We start from the raw sequence: 17,544 nt of genomic DNA on the forward strand, positions 1-17,544 counted from the left end.
TCTGAAATTTCAAGAGTCTTTGGTGGATTTGCCGAAAGCGTAGTCACCGACCTTGGGTACGAATTTCGAAGGCATATAACCGTGCGGCTTATCGCCAACTGAAACACCCGTATTGAGGATACCCGCCTGATAATCTGGGACAAACAGTGAGTACGGATAAGTCGGTTGGATCGCACTTGCCTCATCCAACTTCATGCGCAGTTCGTCGGGGATCGTAAACGCAAGCGCACCGAGATTATCATCCAGCTGGGTAAGCTTGCTTGCGCCGATGATAGCGGCGCCAATACCGGGCTGAGTGACGACCCAGTTAAGTGCGATCTGAGCCATTGATTTTCCCATAGCGTCGGACGCTTCAGAAAGTGCAGCTACGATACGCATATTGCGCTCAGTGAAGAGCCCTAACCCCTCAGCATTATTGCGATTGAGACGCCCCTCACCGCCCGCACGGTATTTGCCAGACAGAAGCCCCATAGCCAATGGACTCCAGGCGGTAATGCCCATTCCAAGATTCTGTCCGAGTGGTACAAATTCCTGTTCAATGCTGCGTTCGACCAGCGAATACGGCAGCTGCAGGCTGATCGGTTGCGAAAGTGCATGTGCTTCCGCCCATGTTTGCGCCCGCGCCGCATACCAGGACGGCACATCGGACAGGCCACAATAACGGATTTTACCAGCGCGTATCAGATCATCGAAGCCGCGCATCACTTCTTCCACAGGGGTCATACCGTCCCATGTGTGTACCATATAAAGATCAATGTAATCGGTCTTCAGACGTTTCAGCGACTGGTCAACAGCACGCATCATGTTCTTGCGACTATTGCCACCCGCATTGGCATTGCCGGGCTGCAGATTGTTCGAATATTTGGTCGCAATCACTACCTGATCACGATTTGCAGTTTCCGTGACGAACTTGCCAACCAGAGTTTCGCTGAGACCCGCGCCATAGGAGTCCGCAGTATCGATGAAATTGCCACCCACCTCCAGATAGCGATTGAAGATGGTGCGGGCATTGTCTTCATCTGTGCCCCAAGAGCCGCCGATCCCTCTCACGCCCCCATTGCCAAACGTCATCGCGCCGAGCGCAAGACGGCTTACGCGCAGCCCGGATCGGCCAAGGAGGAAATAGTGATCAAGCGACATCGGGAAGCTCCTCTTTATCAAGCGGATTACATGAAGCCTTGATAGGGACGACAAGCAACAGTCTGCTGGACATAATTGATCATTGAGATAAAATCGAAAACTGGCCTACCCGTCACCTTCTGCACGGCATGTGCATAGGGTGGCAGATCACTGCATTCGAGCAGAATGGAGCGTACTTCCGGATTATCGCGAACCAGTTTTTTGGCAACTTCACAAACTTCGTGTTCGATTGCTGCTGAATCAAGAGTTCCTTTTTCTTCAAGGATCGCTTCGCGAAACTCGGCCTGATCTTCCATTCCAGCCAACACAACCGGGATCGTATCCGGGATGCCACTCGCAGCGAAATGGCGGGGTGTCAGGCGTTCTGCATTGGCAGTAATAACGCCTACAGTGCCACGCGCCACTGCATGCATGAATGGGATCTGCATCAGGCTCGACAGAAAGACCGGAATATCGACAGCTTCGGCAACCTCTTCCTGAAAATATGCCATGAACCCACAGGCACCTGTAATGGCTTTGACACCGCGTCCTTGCAGCTCAAGTGCCGCTTCCACGAAAGCTTCGCGCAGCGCCGGATCACGCTGGTTCAGCAGACGATCAATGGACGCGCCGCGCACCTCCTGATAACGCACCGGGTATTTATATGTAGTCGCATTGCCGACATTGCCGGGCACGCAGGGATAGGCGGCATCCAGAATGAGGATGCCGACCTGTTCCCCATACCACGACTGGCTGTTTCGGCTGACCGCGTAAACAGTCATCGTTGCAGTCTCCGATATGAATTTGGTTGAGGTGGATGCAGCGGCAATCCGCTGCATGAAGTCGTAATCTTATCGACTATTCGATAAGCTTCGGAGCGCCAGTGTCCCCAATGCTTTCATCAAGACCATAGGATTTCAGGATTTTGGCAATCGTGCCATCCTTGTGCATCTCTTCGATATTCGCATCGAGCGCAGCGCCAAAATCCGTTGCACTTTTGGCGTAAGGCAAGCTTGCTTGCGCCGCTTCCTTAGTGGCTCGAATGCGATCATCAGGCTGCGCAATCTCAACTTTGATGTCTTTCAAGTTGCCATTCTTGGCAGCATAAGCACCTGTCGAATAACCGTCGATACCGACATCAATACGACCGGAGGCAAGATCCTGGTGCATGTTCACCGAATTCGGATAAAGCCGAAGATTGGCACCCAGCAGTTTTTTGGCATCTGTCACCCAGAGATAGCCCTGAACAGTGCCGACATTCTTGCCAACCAGTTCTTCGACGGTCTTGATCCCATCCTTGGAATAAAGGCCCATCTGATCCTTATAAAGCGGATAGGAAAGGTTCATCACCTTGGCGCGCTCGGCTGTGCGATACCAGTCACCGGTGGTAATATCGGCCTGACCAGACAGCACATACTGAATTGCCGCAGCCGGATCGACCGCAACAGGCTTCAATGTCAGACATTCGCGTTTGGCGAATTCTGTCGCGATGTCGCCATCCAGCCCACTCATTTTGCCGCTTTCATCCATGAATGAATGCGGCGCATAGGTAGTGACGGCAATCGTCAATGTTCCTGGCGTAATGGTTTTGAACTCATGCTTCGGCTTACAATCCTGCGCTAAGGCTGTTGCTGACAGCCCCATCAGAATGGCAACACTGATAATACTTTTGCGAATGATCCCGTTATTCATGTGCGACTCCCCTTTTGTCATTGTGAATTATCGCGCGGCATAAGCGGATGACCGCTTCTCCACGTAAGATACGATCCATGCCGCCGGAACGCAGATCGTGGCATAGAGCAACCCTGCCAACATCAGCGCGGGCATATAGCGGAATGTGTTGGCGCCAATTTCATAGGCATTGCTCACGAGTTCTGGCAGCGCGATGGTGAAACAGAGCGAGGTGCTCTGAAAGATCAGAATGGCAAAGCCCAACAGCGCAGGCAGCGCTACTCGCAGGGCCTGTGGCAATAAAACAAAGCGCAACTCATCCAGCATACTGAAACCCATTGCTTCAGCCGCTTCCCGCTGACCATGATGGATCGATTGCAGGCTGGCGCGGATGATTTCACTCGTATAGGCGCCGGTATTCCAGGCCAGAGCTACAACCGCCGCCGCAAAAGACGTCATTGTCAGTCCTGTTGAGGGCAGGCCGAAATACATGAACTGCAGAAGAACCAATGCGGGCGCGCCACGGCCAATTTCAACCAGAAACAGGCTTACATAACGCGCAGCACGAAACTTGGCACCAACACCGAGCGCCAAACCAAGTCCAAGCGGAATGCCGATAGCGAGACTTAAAGCGGCAACCTGCAGACTGATTTTCAGGCCACCAAGAAGCGCTGGCATCCATTCGTAAAACTCATCCAGGGTGGGAAACATCAGCGTGCCACCTTTGCTCTCAAATAGCTGTCAGCAGAACGCGACAACCACGCAACCGGAAGGCTCAGGAAAATGTAGAACAGGCCAACTAGCGCGAAAACTTCAATGCCCTTGAAGGTAAGCTGCGATACCTGATTACCGCGAAAAGCCAGATCAGCAACGCCGATGGTCGATGCGACAGCCGTTTCCTTCATCAGCCCTATCAGATAGCTCGCAGCCGAAGGCAGAGCGACCCGAAATGCCTGCGGAGCCACTACGTCGATCAGCGTAAATCTGGTGCCGAGATTGAGAGCCGTTGCCGCCTCCCACTGACCATGATGGAGTGACGTCAGCGCACCGCGATAGATTTCAGCCATATTGGCTGATGCAATCAGGCCAAGGCCGATCAACGCCGCGACAAAAGGATTGATCGGCATGATGCCCATACCGATGCCGAAGAAAATAATGAAGAGCCACAGAATGGGCGGAAGAGCGCGCACGATCTGAATGAGAAACGCCGCAATCCAGCGTATAGGTGCGAAGCTGGCTCTGCGTGCAGCCAGTAATGGCACACCGAGAATACAGCCGATCCCAAACGAACCTAGCGTTAAAGCAAGTGTCCAGGGCAAGCCACTCAGGATGAGAAGAACATTGTCTGCCGTCATCTGTCATGCACCGCACGAAGAAATCGCTTCGTGCGCTCCTCTTGCGGATTGCGCATAATTTCTTTCGACGCACCTTTTTCTATGATCTTACCGTCGGCCATGATCATGACAGTGTCCGAAACATTTTCGGCAAAACCCATTTCATGCGTGACAACCAGCATGGTCATGCCGCTTTCAGCCAATTCACGCATCACGGCCAAAACTTCGAGGCCGAGTTCAGGATCAAGTGCGGAAGTCGGCTCATCGAACAGCATCACCTGCGGATCAAGCGCCAGCGAGCGCGCAATCGCGATACGCTGCTGCTGTCCGCCAGAACAACGCCCCGGATATTGAGTTGCTTTATCGGCAAGTCCGACACGCTCCAGCAGTTGAAGCGCCCTTTCTTCAGCCTCGGCACGGCTACGTCCCAACACGCGCTCCTGCGGCAAGCTGACATTGCGTAGAACGCTCATATGCGGAAATAAGTTGAACGACTGGAACACCATCCCAACCGTGTTACGCAACTCTTTCAGCTGGGCCTTACGTGGCTGTTGCGTGGCATCAAGCTTCACCTTGCCAACCGTAATCAAGCCGCCGTCTGGCTGCTCCAGATAATTGATGCAGCGCAACAACGTACTTTTGCCTGAACCGCTGGGACCGATGATTGCAAGGACCTCGCCCTGTGCAACATCCAGATCGATATTTTCGAGAACGCGATGTGCGCCGAAATGCTTTCTAAGCCCTTCAAGGCGAATAAGTTTTGGTGAGAGAGCGGTCGAAGTCGCCGTGTCAGACACCAGTGTCGGCCGCATTGCGTTCAACAAGAAAACTCCCCATTTTGATCGTTCATCACGATTGTCCCATCATTCCGCGACGTGCAGATTTCGAATTCCTGCAGCAGGTGCTGAAGTATTTATTGTTCTAACGGCTGTTTCATATTTTTTTGCCGTCAGTGTTCCCTTGGTTAGTCACGATAGTTCCGACCCAACAGATTACAAATACAAAAAATATCCGCACAGTCATAACCTGAAGTAATGCCGCCTTATGTCAGGCTACAGCACTTGGCCAAGCCGCAATCCGTCATAAATTGCTGCATGTGTATTGCGCGCAGAAACTGCATCACCAATCCGATAGAGTTCAAAGGCACTTTCCGGGTTTCTGACCAGTTTTTGCGACCTTCTATCTATAAGCGCGTCGTAGTCTACTGCACCCATGTTCCGGGAAAGCGGTTTAAGGTCAAAATACAGATCATCCATCGGTCTTGTACCGTCATTGACAACGATCTGGTCAAATTCGCGCTCAAAACTGACACCGCCATAGTCGCTGCCAATCTGAGCCATCAACCTGTTATTGTCTCGACGGATTGCCTCCAGACGATAGGCCACAGTAAATATCACATTCTTTTTCTGCAGGCTGCGCATATAGGGCACGAGATTCATGCCCATTACCTCTGGCGCAAAGGTGCGATCTGCGGTCATGATCTCTACTTTCCCACCTGAGTTCGCGATGAACTCGGAAGCCTGTAGCCCGGCATGATCACCTGCTTCATCGAATACCAGCACATTTACGCCCGGCCGCACATCTCCTGAGATTATGTCCCAGGCAGAAACCGCTAATTCGTTACCCTCACACAGGATTTGCACATCAGGCATGCCACCTGTGGCGATAACGGCCACATCGGGTGTTTCACCCAGTACGACATCGGCTTCTGCCCATGTATTGAAATGGAATTCGACGCCAAGTTTTTCGCATTGAGCCATGCGCCAGTCGATAATGCCCATCATTTCACGACGACGCGGGCTTTGAGCCGTTAGTCGCACCTGTCCGCCAGGATGGTTTGCAGCCTCAAACACCGTAACCCTGTGACCGCGTTCAGCGCTCACGCGAGCCACTTCCAAACCCGCTGGCCCAGCACCAACAACGATGACACGACGGCTTTGATCCGCTTTCTGCACCAAATGCGGCATGGTCAGTTCACGCCCTGTCGACGGATTATGAATGCAATAGGCAGAACCACCCTGATAGATGCGATCCAGACAATAATTGGCACCCACACAGGGGCGAATTTCCTCTTCCCGCTTTTCGATAATCTTGCGCACGATATGCGGGTCGGTCATATGCGCCCGCGTCATACCCACCATGTCGAGCTTGCCAGATGCAATCGCATGACGGGCTGTAGCTACATCCTGAATTTTCGCAGCATGAAAGGTTGCCATTCCAGTGCTTGCGCGAATTTCGCCCGCGAAATCAAGATGTGGTGCACTTGGCATTCCCTGAATGGGGATAACATCCGTCAATCCGGCATCGGTTTCGATATGCCCGCGAATAACGTTGAGAAAATCGACAAGGCCGCTTTCCTTCAACTTGCGCGATATCTCAAGACCATCGGATTTCGTCAGCCCACCCTCGAGAACTTCATCGGCAACATAGCGAATGCCGATCAAAAAATCAGGACCAACACGCTCCCGAATGGCATTCAATACCTGTAACGAAAAGCGCATACGATTATCTAGCGAGCCACCATAATCGCCATCAAGCTCATTGGTTAGTGGCGACCAGAACTGGTCCAGCAAATGACCATAGGCTTCGAGTTCCAGCCCATCGAGACCCGCAGCCTTCATCCGTTCTGCGGCGTCGGCATAGTTGCCGATAATACGCTCAATATCCCAATCCTCGGCCTTCTTGGGATAGGCACGATGAGCCGGCTCATGCTTGCTTGTCGCGGAAAGTGAAGGCAACCAATCACCCTTATCCCAACGCGTGCGACGACCAAGATGGGTGAACTGGATCATTACTGCCGCGCCATGCTCATGGCACTCATCAGCGAGATCGCGCAGCCACGGCACCACCTCATCCTTATAAGCAAGCACGTTGTTAAACGCCGGCGGACTATCCCTTGAAACGGCTGCCGAACCGGCCGTCATCGTCAACGCGATGCCAGCTTTGGCACGCTCGACATGATAGGCACGATAACGCTCCTTGGGCATGCCATCTTCGGCATAGGCTGGTTCATGAGAGGTAAGCATGATGCGATTGCGAAGCGTCAGATGCTTGATCTGAAGCGGCTGCAGCAGCGGATCGACTGACATATCAAAAGTTCCCATTTTATGATTTTTTATGAGCTAAGTATAAATGTACATAACTGTCAATTTAATAATCATAGATGTACATTGCTCTTGCCAAACCAGTGTTGTCTGGTAAGAACTCAACAATGGAACAGGTCACAACGAGTGATGCAGGATGGCGCGGCTCGCCGGATTTATGGCTTCAGGCAGCCTATGATGCGCTGATTGAAAACGGCGTTGACGCTGTCCGCATTCTACCGCTTGCAAAGACACTCGATATTTCGCGCACGAGTTTTTATTGGTTCTTCAAAGATCGCGAAGAGCTGCTCGACGCTCTCATCGCACGCTGGCGCGATAAAAATACGGGCGCCCTTTTGCGCCAGACTGACGCCTATGCGGAAACCATCGAAGAAGCTGTTTTGAACGTCTTTGACTGTTGGCTGAACCGCGATTTGTTTGATACAGCGTTCGAATTTGCCATTAGAAGCTGGGCTCTACAATCTGTACACGTCGAGGAGGAGGTGCGCGAAGCCGACGCCTCTCGGCTTGAAGGTCTGACCCGCATGTTTGAGCGTTTCGGGTTTGATAAAGCTATCGCAGATGTTCGCGCACGCACGATCTATCTCGTGCAGATCGGCTTTATTTCAATGCGGACGCAGGAAGAAACTGAGGTGCGTCTCGCGCGCATTCCACATTATGTAGAAGCCTTCACCGGCCAAACACCACAGCAAAGGGAACTCGACAGGTTTTTATCGAGGCACTCGTCGAACAGATACTGATAAGGTTCAAAAGGCCGGAACGATGCTCGACGAGCACATGCCTGCTTTTTCAACTTTAAAACTGTCATCAGTTTTTTGCTGATCTGGCCATTGCCTGCAAAATGATGACCGTCGATGCCGCACCGGGGTCCATGTGACCGAGCGAGCGTTCGCGCAAGCGCGCGGCACGGCCCTTGGTGGCAATCATCGAGCGGGTCGTATTGGCGCCAGCCGTGGCAGCTGCCACAACCTTGTCCCAGAATTCAGTAGAACTTCTATTTTCGGCGACTGCCGCTTGAGCGGCCTCAGCGGCTGGCAACCAAGCGTCAAGCATTGTCTTGTCACCACGTTGACCGTGACCACGCTCGCGAATACCCACCCCGATAGCTTCAATAATGGCCGCAGAAGTGGCAAGATCGAGATCATTATGGCCTGCTGTTGCTCGCGCTGCACGACGAAAACCCGTGGCATAAAGCGGCCCCGTCGATGCGCCGACCGCATTGATGAAGGCCGTTGCTGCCGTATTGAGAACTGTCGAAATATCTGTGTCATCCAGATTGAGCTTGGACAACTCGCTCCGCACAGTTTGAAAGCCCAGTGCCATTGTCGTTCCATGATCGCCGTCGCCGATTGCACCGTCGAGTTCAGACAGCCGATCACGGTCAGCTTCTATAGCTGCAGAAACAGCATCAAACATATGGGCAAGACGACGAGCAGCAGTTTCCGACATGGATTTTCTCCTCAAACCTTACAACTGCAACGCGCGTCGCTCATCATAAGGCGTATGCTAATTTACTTTCAGGCAGAGTGAAACGATAGAACTCAAACACAGCGTTTAGCTGATTTTGAGGCTCGCCGTTTCACAAGGATGCAGCAACAAATCCGTCAATTCCTGATCAAGGTGCATGATGGATATCGACGCCCCAACCATATCCAGAGACGTGCAATAGTGTCCGATCCAGTTGGCTTCAATGTGAATATTCTTCGCTTCAAGCCGCTGTGCCACGCGCCTATAAAGAACATAGAGTTCCATCAACGGCGTCGCTCCGAATGAATTGACCAAGACTGCGACGCGATCACCTGATACAGCCTTCATTTCATTGAAAATCCTGTCCATGATGCTGTCGACGATTTCATCAGCCTGTCGGATGCGGTCACGCGAAACGCCCGGCTCGCCATGAATGCCGACGCCTATTTCCATGTCTTCGGGACCAATCTCGAAATTGTGCCGACCAGTTTGCGGCAATGAGCCCGGTTCCAGCGCCACACCTATGGTGTAAGTGCGCGCATTGGCTTTGCGTGTCGCGATCTCGCAGGCTTCGAGTGAAAGTCCTTTGTCGCAGGCAGCGCCTGCCACTTTAAAGACAAAGAAGTTGCCTGCCACACCACGCCGCCCGTCCTTGTCATCTATCGGCGATGAGGCAATATCGTCGGTGGTCAGAACGGTCCTGATCCGGATGCCCTTCTCCTCGGCCATTTCGGCCGCCATCTCGAAGTTCATGACGTCGCCTGCGTAGTTACCATAGACGAAGAGCACGCCCTCGCCATTGGAAGCGGCAAGCGCGCACTGAACAATCGGATCTGGTGGAGGAGACGAGAAGACGTTACCCACAGCAACTGCATCTGCCAGTCCCTTACCAACATAGCCAAGGAAACATGGCTCATGCCCTGCTCCTCCGCCAATCACCAAGCCGACCTTCCCGGGACGTGGGCCATCACATGCGACCAGCGCACGATTGGAGCCGCCGATCGGTCGCAGAAATTTTCCATGCGCGCGGACAACGCCATCAAGCATTTCCTCAACCACCTCATTGGGGTTGTTGAGAAGTTTCTTTACACGCACGCGAAAGGCTGCCGGAATCTGGTTTGTCTTAGGCTTCTGCGAAAGCCGCGCATCAAGGTCAATAACGCCATCAGCGCGCAAAATACCAAGCCCCGTCGCAGCATCTGTGACCAGCACATTGATGAAACCGCCGCGGAGGGCTGCCAGAAGCGCTGGCACTTTGTCAAATCCACCCGCAACCGCGATACGCGTGTGGATCTGGCGTAATTTGTCGAGCGAGATGCCTATGGTCCGCTCATCAAGTGGCCCCGCAACCGGCTTCCCACGCTCGTCGATAAAACGACCTGCCACGACACCGACCGCACCTGCTGCGAGATATTGTTGCAGAGATACGGATTCAAAAAAGCCGCTTGTGTGAATGGTAGAATTGGAGCGAAGCGATGAGACGCCAAACAGAATACGATTGGCATTCTCAAGCGTGGCGAATTGTTCCTGCAACAATGGCTCATCCAGCATCACATCCCGCGTCTGCTGCGAACGAACCATCGCAGGCGCCATGATGTTGACGCAGCGCGCCGAGACTGCTTCCGCAAGAACGGTCGCACAACGTTCAGGCGTATAAGGAAATGATGCAGTCGTCCCACCCGTCGCTTGCACAACCGTCATATCCTGCAAAGTACCGATGGCGGTCTGCTCACCCACCGAAAGCACAGTACGGCCCCAGGCGACAGCTAGTGTGTCACCTGATTTCAGGATCTTGTTAAGCGCATGAGCACCAGCTCCACCCAGCCGATCGATCAAAGGCCGAGCATTGTCGTCGTGGGGAATGATAAGGCAGTCAGTCAGCCCGAAATGGCGCTTTAGTTCTTGAGCAATAGACAGCGATTCAAGGCGCCCACCTTCAATGGAAATATTGACGATACCCTTTTCACGTGCTTCGGCCAGATAGCTGTTTACGGTCGCGCGTGAAATGCCCATGACATCGGCAATCTCGCTCTGCGTCAGACCGTCTTCGTAATAAAGCCAGCAGGCCCATACGTAGGGATCGTCACCATAACGCATGGGAATCGCAAGCGAATTTTCGCTGGAATTGGCCTTCGGCTTGCCAGCCTTGCGCGATGTGTTGGGCTTAAGCGTCATGCGATTTTCTGTTGCCTCTGTTCCACCCGCAAACATGAAAGCAGTCGAACGCAATTGCAACACGATCAATCGAATTTGGCGCCTGAACGTGTGGGCCCACACAGTTTTCAGACGCCAAATTCAAAATCAAAGCAAAGAGCTTACTGCAAGCGGCTCTTTGCCTGTGCCGAAAGGTCTGTCAGAATCAGCGCGCAAGATGTTGCGCCTGCATCAAGTACGCCCAGCGAGCGCTCGCCAAGGCGACTTGCCCGGCCAATCTTTGCAACCAGATTGAGCGTTGAGTCACGGCCTGTTTCGGCTGCAGCCGATAGAGCATCCAGACTTTCAGCAAAGGGCTGACCTTTGCCGTTTGCCTCGTCAAAAGCATTGATGGCCGGGATTAGCGCGTCGAGCAGTGTCTTGTCACCGAGCTTTGCCGAGCCAATTGACTGGATGCCTTCCAGACCGGCATGGAGCATCGTGCTGAAAGTGGCTGCGTCGATATTCTCGATGCCTTCCAGCTTCTCCGCGAACTCGTTGAACATCACGCCATAAAGCGGGCCCATGGAACCGCCAATTTCGGTGAGCAGAACTGTTCCGAGTGTGTCGAGACCTTCTGCAAGAGACACATCCTTGCCTCTCAGGCGTTCTGCTGCAAGGCCGAAACCCTTGGCCATATTCACGCCGTGATCGCCATCGCCGATCTTGCCGTCGATCTCGCTCAGATAGGCTTTGTTTTCGATGATCCGCTCCGCAAGCGAAAGTACGATCTCACCCGATCCTGCATTCTTGAATGTCTGCATGATACACCTCTTTCTTACAAAACTGTCGTGCAGCGGGCTTCGACATCCAGCAGCGTCTTGAGCTCGTCATCAAGCGCCATGACAGTCAGCGTGGCTCCAACCATTTCGAGTGAGGTAAAGTAGTTGCCCACATAGGTGCGGTAAATCTTAAGACCACGCCCAGTGATTTCCTGCTCAATTGTATCATTGAGGATATAGAGTTCGTTGAGCGGTGTTGCACCCAAACCAGACACCAGAACAGCCACTTCAGTGCCTTCTGAAAGATCATGGTCGTCGAGAACGATCTTGGTCATGTCCTTGGCAACTTCGTCGGCACGCTTTAGCGGCTCAACGCGAACGCCTGGTTCTCCATGATGGCCGATACCGACTTCCATCGTGCCCGGTTCAATAGTGAAGTTTGGATGACCAACCGATGGCAGCGTGCACGGACCAAGACCCACACCGATGGAACGGCAATTGTCGATAGCCTTCTGTGCGGTTGCCTGTACTTCATGAAGGTTTGCACCCGAAGCAGCCTTTGCGCCACCAACTTTCCACATGAAGATTTCGCCAGCAACGCCGCGGCGCTTTTCACGTTCTTCGATGGGAGCCGAGCAGACGTCGTCATTGGCAACTACGGTCAGAACTTCAATTCCGACTTTGGCGGCGAGCTTCACTGCCATTTTCACATTCATGTTGTCTCCGGCATAATTTCCATAGAGACAGACAACACCCTTGCCACCATTTGCTTCACGCGCGGCATCGTAAAAACTCTTGGCGGTCGGCGAAGAGAAGAGCTCGCCAACAGCAACAGCATCGAGCAGGTTCTTGCCGGTATAGCCGATGAACGCAGGCTCGTGGCCCGAGCCACCCCCGGTGATAACGCCGACTTTCCCTTCGACAGGTGCGTCTTTCGCTACAACCACGCGAGGGTTTTCCGTCGATAGCCGCACGAGATCGTTATGAGCTTTGATGAAACCCTTGACGGTGTCTTCGACGACTTCATCCGGGTTATTGATAAATCTTTGCATTTTGCACCTATCGAAGGCGAGAGATGAGTTCCCGCTCTGTAATTTTAAAGCCGTATTTTCGGCCCCGAACAATCGTCAGACCGTTCGCTTTGTTAAAGAATTGTGTAGCCACCATCGATCAGAAGGTCGGCACCATTTATCATGTTCGCGCCGCTTGATGCCAGAAAGACTGCGGCGGCTGCAATTTCTTCGGGAAACGCGAAGCGTCCGGTTGGAATGCGCTTCTTGGCAGCTTCGCCCTTTTCACCATTCCAGGCCTTCTTGCCAAGTTCCGTGAGAACAATGGTCGGCGAGATCGTGTTGACGGTGATGCCGTATTTGCCCCATTCGGCAGCAAAGGTTTTGGACATACCGATGACGCCGAACTTCGACGCGCAATAAGCAACGTGGTCTTCAATGGCTACAGTGCCAGCCTGCGAAGCAAGATTGACGATCTTGCCACCCTTGCCCGCAGAGATCATGGCGCGGCCCACTTCCTGCGTGACGAGGAAGCTACCCTTGAGATTGATTGCAATCGTGCGATCCCAATCGGAAATAGTCAGATCTTCAGCAGGAGCGAGAAAAACAACTCCTGCACTGTTTACAGCAATATCAATCTGTCCGAATGTCTCGACCACACCTGACACCGCGGCCTTTACCGAACCAGGATCAGATACATCACAGACAAAAGGCTTTGCAGCATCTCCAAGCGCTTCAGCCTTGGCGCGCGCCTGATCAGCATTGATATCAAGCACCGCAACCTTTGCACCTTTCGCAGCAAAGGCCTCAGCCACAGCCGCGCCAATACCGGATGCAGCACCAGTTACCAGAGCAACTTTACCGTCAAGTGGGAAGTTCAGGTCGATTTGGGGAGATTGGTCGGACATGGTTTGATCCTCGGTGTTGAGGGTAGCGGAATGTTTGGGTTGCGGGATGAGCCGGATGCCCATCCCGCAGTTCTCTATTACTTACGTGTTTCCAGCAACTTATCGACATTGTCGGCAGTTACTGGCGTCCAAGGAACATTGTATTCCTTGTCCTTGCCGTCGTTGAACGGCATATCAGGATACTGAGCCCAGATATCGGACTGTGGCTTGTAATCGCCTTTCTTCGCATGGAAGATTGCAAGGTCCATAGCTCCCTGCGCCTGAGCGCGCGCATCCTGCAGAATCGACGTCATCGTGCCAGCCTTAACTGCGTTAAGAGCGTCGGTCACACCGTCGATACCTGCGATAGCAAAGTCGTCAACCTTGAGGCCTGCCGACTTGATGGCTTCAATCGCGCCGAGAGCCATTTCGTCGTTCTGGCCGATCACACCGTTGATTTCGCCCTTGTGTGCGGTCAACCAGTTCTCCATCAGCGTCTGTGCTTCAGCGCGCGACCAGTTTGCGGTCTGCTGTTCAAGAACCTTCACGTCCGGGCATTCAGCAAGCGCCTTCTTGTTGCCTTCGAGGCGCGAAACCTGCGACGACTGACCAATCGGGCCTTCGATGATGACGACATTGCCCTTGCAGCCAATCTTGTCGAGAACGGTCTTGGCTTCCATGTAGCCGGAAACCGCATCATCAGAACCGACATAAGAAGCCAGAAGATCAGAGTTTACGCGGGTGTTGGAACCCACAACCGGGATGTTTGCATCTGCGGCTGCCTGAACAGCGGTCGCACCGGCTTCAACATCGATCGGCACGAAAATGATCGCGTCGAACTGCTGGGTGATCATGGTATTGAATTGTTCTTGCTGAACGAGCGCATCATAGCGCCCGTCGAAAACCGTCAGCGAAACTTCACCGCTCTTGACCGCTGGGTGCTCCTTCAGCGCTTCAGACCATATCTGCATGAATTCAGCATTAAGGCCGTAAGGGGCTGCGCCAATCTTCAGCTTTTCCTGAGCATTTGCAGCGCCTGCGAGTAAGGCCGTAGCCGATGCCAGGGCAATCAGCAATTTCTTCATCGGTATTCTCCTCCACATTATCCGCAATTATTGAATGTGCGGCTTTGGTTGCGCCATGTGACTGGCAATTGGAAACTTCTAGAAATCAGGCGCTCTGGTTACGTTTCTGATCGAGCATGACTGCACCGACGATCAACGCGCCTTTAAGAACCTGCTGGTAGTAAGATTCGATGCCCATCAGATCGAGACCATTGTTCATGACGCCGATGATGAGCGCGCCAATCAGCGTTCCCGTGACACGGCCTACGCCGCCAGAAAGACTGGTGCCGCCGATAACAACCGCAGCAATTGCATCCAGTTCGTAGGCAATACCGGCCTGTGGCAGCGCGGAACCGGTGCGGGCAGCAAGCATCATGCCTGCAAGACCGGAAAGTGCGCCGGAGATGACATAGACAGAGAAGCGGACGCGGGTGACATTGATACCCGATGTCTTTGCTGCATGCGGGTTACCGCCAACGGCATAGACATAGCGGCCAAAGCGCGTGCGGGTGAGAACCCACCATGCGCCAATGAAGACGATCGCCAGAATAATGACAGGCATCGGGATGCCCATGATCTTGGCAGTTCCGATCCAGCGGAAATCCGGGATCAGTGCAGGCACAGGCTTACCGCCACCATAGATAAGCGTCATGCCGCGTGCAGCCGAGAGCATACCGAGCGTTGCAACGAATGCAGGCACCGAGAAACGCGAAACAATCCAGCCAACCAGTGCGCCGCAGGCACAACCGACTGCAAGACCGGCAGCAATGGCGACGATTGCCGGATAAGGGCCGCCCGCAACGCTTGCAGCGGCAGATGTCGTGGCGAGGCTCGCTGCAACAATACCTGTGAGCGCTGCAACTGAGCCGACAGATAGGTCAATGCCCCGCGTCAGAATAACAAACGTCATACCGATCGCCAGTACACCGTTGATCGAGGTCTGCAGGAGGACGTTTGAAATATTGCCCGTTGTCAGGAAGTATGGATTCGACACCGACAGAATGAAGACCAGAAGCAGAAAGGCTAGGAAAATGCCGTATTCCTGAATGATCAACCGGCGCTTCTCGGAAGCGAACCAGCTGTTCGTTTGTGTTTTCTCGATATTGCTCACGTTTTCCAGCCTCTTCCCAGCCTGCCAGTGTCAGGCCTAATCTCAATCAAGCGTGCAGAGCATTGCATTACGCGCATCCCGAAAACCGGTTCCCGCTTTTTGGGATGCGCTTAGATCAACGCCTAGCCATCAGGTTGACAGATGCACCAGCTTTTGTGCGTCAGTGTCGGCCCTGTCATAGACGCCAGCCGACCGACCCTGCCGCATCACGAGGATACGGTCGGACATGCCCAGAACCTCGTCGATTTCAGATGAAATCATTACGACGGTGCCGCCTGACGCAGTGAATTCGCAGATGATGCGATAGATTTCGCGTTTTGCGCCCACATCCACACCGCGTGTCGGCTCATCGAGCAACAACAGGCGCGGATTGCGCAGAAACCACTTGCCGAGCACGACTTTCTGCTGGTTGCCGCCCGAAAGACCGGAAACCGGCATCGTATCGCGCGCTGCCTTGATGCCGAAATGCTTGATCATCTTAGCGCTTGCTTCAGCTTCTTCGCGCTGACGCATGGCAAATGCCGGGCTCATTTCAGGCAAGCTTGCAAGGCAGATATTGGCGCGCACGCTGTCTGTGAGGTTAAGCCCGGTCAGCTTGCGGTCTTCTGTCACAAAGGCAATGCCTTCAGCCATCGCATCGGCGGGCTTGCCAACTTTCAGCTGGCGGCCTTCAAGACGAATGTCACCCTTGCTCGCCTTGTCGAGGCCGAAAACACAGTTGAATATCTCAGAGCGACCAGAACCCATCAGGCCGTAAATGCCAAAGATTTCGCCTTTGCGGACCGAGAAGGAAATGTCTTCGATCTTGCCAGGCAGTTCGAGATCGGAAACCTCGAAACCGATCTCATCTGTCGGCTCGTTGGTCTTGATGAATTCTTCGCCAAGCTCGCGCCCAACGATCAAGCGGATCAGTTCGGGACGGTCGATATCGCTCAGCGCGCCCGAACCGACATAACCGCCATCACGGAAAACCGTATAGGAATCTGCAATCTGGAAAATCTCGGACAGGCGATGCGAGACATAGACAATGCCCTTGCCCTCAGCCTTGAGGCGCTCAACCGCCTTGAACAGATGCTGCGCTTCCTTTTCACCGATGGCCGATGTCGGCTCGTCCATGAAGATCACATCGGCATTGTGGCTGAACGCTTTGGCGATTTCCACGAGCTGCATCTGCGCAACCGACAACTGGCTCATCACCTGGGTGGCACGAATGTCGAACTCCAGACGATCCAGAAGCGCCTGCGCTTCACTGTTCATCTTCTTGAAATCAATGCCGCCAAATCGCGTTGAAGGTTCGCGACCGAGAAAGATATTCTCTGCAACACTCATATGCGGAACTGGGCTTAGCTCCTGCTCGATAATCGCGATACCGGATTTAAGCGCTTCCGCAGGCGTCGAATATTGAACCTCTTCACCACGCAGCCATATCTTGCCGCCGTCGCGCTGCTGAATACCCATCAAAATGGAGAGAAATGTGGATTTGCCTGCGCCATTGCCGCCACACAGGGCATGGACCGAGCCTGCACGCAGTTCCAGCTGGCCATCGCGAAGTGCCGCAACACCGCCGAACGATTTTTTCAGGCTCTCTACTTTCAATAGCGTCTGCACGGTATCCTCCTTGACCACGCACGACAAAAATCACTTATTGATCGACATATGTCAATACGCGGATTTTACATTTGATTAGCAATCATCGTCTTTTGTCAAAATTCACTTCAGGGTATAAAAATCCATCCAGCATCAGCGACAGTGCGCATCAACCGTAATAATCATAACATATTGTAATAATTATATATTTCTTGGGATAAACGACGAGCAATTAGGGTGCGAATATCACGACGACTTTGTGATCACGGCTTAAC

16 protein-coding genes are annotated in these 17,544 nt (G+C 53.3%); 1 reads left to right on the top strand and 15 read right to left on the bottom strand.

The window, feature by feature from the left end; genetic code table 11:
* Positions 1-9: 9 nt before the first annotated feature.
* The 7 genes from QBD00_RS15315 to QBD00_RS15345 form a co-directional block, all read right to left on the bottom strand.
* Entirely contained in the window at positions 10-1,140 is a 1,131-nt protein-coding gene (locus QBD00_RS15315; protein WP_151095821.1) for an aldo/keto reductase, read from the bottom strand.
* Between the two features lie 26 nt (positions 1,141-1,166).
* On the bottom strand, positions 1,167-1,901 hold the full coding sequence (locus tag QBD00_RS15320; RefSeq protein WP_095445697.1) for an aspartate/glutamate racemase family protein: 735 nt from the start codon (positions 1,899-1,901) through the stop codon (positions 1,167-1,169).
* Positions 1,902-1,977: 76 nt separating this feature from the next.
* Complete coding sequence (locus QBD00_RS15325; RefSeq protein WP_151095824.1) at positions 1,978-2,811, bottom strand: substrate-binding periplasmic protein; 834 nt, start codon at positions 2,809-2,811, stop codon at positions 1,978-1,980.
* A 27-nt stretch (positions 2,812-2,838) separates the two neighbouring features.
* Positions 2,839-3,501 carry an amino acid ABC transporter permease gene (locus QBD00_RS15330; RefSeq protein WP_318579952.1) on the bottom strand — a complete coding sequence of 221 codons (663 nt, stop codon included), beginning with the start codon at positions 3,499-3,501 and terminating at the stop codon, positions 2,839-2,841.
* Positions 3,501-4,145, bottom strand: a complete 645-nt coding sequence (locus QBD00_RS15335; protein WP_264233949.1) for an amino acid ABC transporter permease — start codon at positions 4,143-4,145, stop codon at positions 3,501-3,503. The genes QBD00_RS15330 and QBD00_RS15335 overlap by 1 nt, the downstream gene beginning before the upstream one ends.
* Complete coding sequence (locus tag QBD00_RS15340; protein WP_264233974.1) at positions 4,142-4,936, bottom strand: amino acid ABC transporter ATP-binding protein; 795 nt, start codon at positions 4,934-4,936, stop codon at positions 4,142-4,144. The genes QBD00_RS15335 and QBD00_RS15340 overlap by 4 nt, the downstream gene beginning before the upstream one ends.
* Before the next feature lie 240 nt (positions 4,937-5,176).
* A complete protein-coding gene (locus QBD00_RS15345; RefSeq protein ID WP_318579953.1) occupies positions 5,177-7,213 on the bottom strand; it encodes an NADH:flavin oxidoreductase in 2,037 nt (678 codons plus the stop codon).
* 122 nt (positions 7,214-7,335) lie between these two features.
* On the opposite strand from QBD00_RS15345, the gene QBD00_RS15350 reads away from it, so the two are divergent.
* Positions 7,336-7,968, top strand: coding sequence for a TetR/AcrR family transcriptional regulator (locus QBD00_RS15350; RefSeq protein WP_264233953.1), 633 nt, complete (start codon positions 7,336-7,338; stop codon positions 7,966-7,968).
* 67 nt (positions 7,969-8,035) lie between these two features.
* Here the strand turns inward: QBD00_RS15350 and dhaL (QBD00_RS15355) are convergent, their stop codons facing one another.
* The 8 genes from dhaL (QBD00_RS15355) to QBD00_RS15390 form a co-directional block, all read right to left on the bottom strand.
* Complete coding sequence (gene dhaL, locus QBD00_RS15355; protein ID WP_264233955.1) at positions 8,036-8,677, bottom strand: dihydroxyacetone kinase subunit DhaL; 642 nt, start codon at positions 8,675-8,677, stop codon at positions 8,036-8,038.
* Between the two features lie 105 nt (positions 8,678-8,782).
* Positions 8,783-10,870 (bottom strand): bifunctional sugar-binding transcriptional regulator/dihydroxyacetone kinase subunit DhaK, encoded by a 2,088-nt coding sequence (locus QBD00_RS15360; RefSeq protein ID WP_318579966.1) that lies wholly within the window; start codon positions 10,868-10,870, stop codon positions 8,783-8,785.
* Between the two features lie 140 nt (positions 10,871-11,010).
* The gene (gene dhaL / locus QBD00_RS15365) at positions 11,011-11,652 is read right to left on the bottom strand and encodes a dihydroxyacetone kinase subunit DhaL (protein WP_318579954.1); all 642 of its coding nucleotides are present in this window, start codon (positions 11,650-11,652) and stop codon (positions 11,011-11,013) included.
* Between the two features lie 14 nt (positions 11,653-11,666).
* Positions 11,667-12,662, bottom strand: coding sequence for a dihydroxyacetone kinase subunit DhaK (locus QBD00_RS15370; protein WP_151095844.1), 996 nt, complete (start codon positions 12,660-12,662; stop codon positions 11,667-11,669).
* A 92-nt stretch (positions 12,663-12,754) separates the two neighbouring features.
* Entirely contained in the window at positions 12,755-13,528 is a 774-nt protein-coding gene (locus QBD00_RS15375) for an SDR family oxidoreductase (protein ID WP_151095847.1), read from the bottom strand.
* A 77-nt stretch (positions 13,529-13,605) separates the two neighbouring features.
* Positions 13,606-14,592, bottom strand: a complete 987-nt coding sequence (locus QBD00_RS15380; protein WP_095444834.1) for a substrate-binding domain-containing protein — start codon at positions 14,590-14,592, stop codon at positions 13,606-13,608.
* A gap of 85 nt (positions 14,593-14,677) precedes the next feature.
* Positions 14,678-15,682 carry an ABC transporter permease gene (locus QBD00_RS15385; protein ID WP_007880217.1) on the bottom strand — a complete coding sequence of 335 codons (1,005 nt, stop codon included), beginning with the start codon at positions 15,680-15,682 and terminating at the stop codon, positions 14,678-14,680.
* Between the two features lie 129 nt (positions 15,683-15,811).
* Complete coding sequence (locus tag QBD00_RS15390) at positions 15,812-17,290, bottom strand: sugar ABC transporter ATP-binding protein (RefSeq protein WP_318579955.1); 1,479 nt, start codon at positions 17,288-17,290, stop codon at positions 15,812-15,814.
* Between the last annotated feature and the right edge of the window lie 254 nt (positions 17,291-17,544).

Origin of the sequence: Ochrobactrum sp. AN78 (assembly GCF_029909885.1) — a bacterium.
Classification (GTDB): Bacteria; Pseudomonadota; Alphaproteobacteria; order Rhizobiales; family Rhizobiaceae; genus Brucella; species Brucella quorumnocens.